Genomic DNA, 1,084 nt, shown 5'->3' with positions numbered 1-1,084 from the left:
TCACCAAGCTGATCAGCGAGGCCGCCGATCGCGGCGCCGCGCTGACCTCGAGCCTGCTGTCCTTTGCAAGGAAGCAGGCGCTCCAGCCGACGGAGATCGACGTCAACGAGCTGCTCGAAGAGCTCGCAAAACTGCTGCTGGCGACCTTCGACAAGAAGATCGAGATCGTGACGAGGCTCGACAGCAAGGTCTGGCTCGCCCTCGTCGACCGCGGCCAGCTGAGCTCGGCGCTGCTCAACCTCGCGATCAACGCCCGCGACGCCATGCTGGACGGCGGCAGGCTGAGCCTGACGACGCGCAATGTCGTGTTCGGCGTCCGCGAGGCCGTGGCGGTCGGCGCCGGCTATGCCGGCGACTATGTCGAGATCGAGATCGCCGACACCGGCACGGGCATGCGGCAGGCCATCCTGGAGCGGATCTTCGATCCCTTCTTCTCGACCAAGGAGGTCGGCAAGGGCACGGGGCTCGGGCTCAGCATGGTGTTCGGCTTCGTCAAGCAATCCGGAGGCGGCATCAAGGTCGCGTCCGAGGAAGGCCGCGGCACGACATTCACGATCTACCTGCCGAAGGCCGAGACCAGCACGATGCGCCCGGCCGGCTATGACGATCGCAAGGTCCTGGGCGGGCGCGAAACCATCCTTTGCGTCGAGGACGATCGCGACGTCCGCCAATACGTCACGGTCCAGCTCGAGAGCCTCGGCTACAAGGTCATCCCCGCCGCCAACGCCACCGAAGCGCTCGCCATCGCCGCGGAGGGGAAGGCGTTCGACCTGCTGTTCACCGACATCGTGCTGGCCGGCGGCATCAACGGACGCGAGCTCGCCGAGCAGATGGTGGCCGCGTGGCCGTCCCTGCGGGTGCTGTTCACCTCCGGATACGCCTACGATTCGGTGAACTCGCAGGGCCGCGCCGCGATGGGCGCACCGCTTCTGACAAAACCCTACCGCAAGGCCGAGCTCGCGCGCATGCTGCGCCGCTCTCTCGACACCGCCGTCGATTCCATGGGCGACCCGATCCCGACGCCCTATTCGGTGCAGGCCGATGTCGAGGGTTTTCTGCGCAGGCAGGCGGCTGAAGACAACGG

General features: G+C 66.8%; 1 protein-coding gene. It reads left to right on the top strand.

Annotated elements, in window-relative coordinates:
* A partial coding sequence (locus AC1D00_RS42425; RefSeq protein ID WP_477014822.1) for an ATP-binding protein occupies positions 1-1,084 on the top strand: 1,084 nt, incomplete at both ends.

It is taken from the genome of Bradyrhizobium sp. P2_E8 (assembly GCF_056403875.1).
Note: the sequence above shows the minus strand (reverse complement) of the source record. Positions and strands in the feature narration are given on the sequence as shown.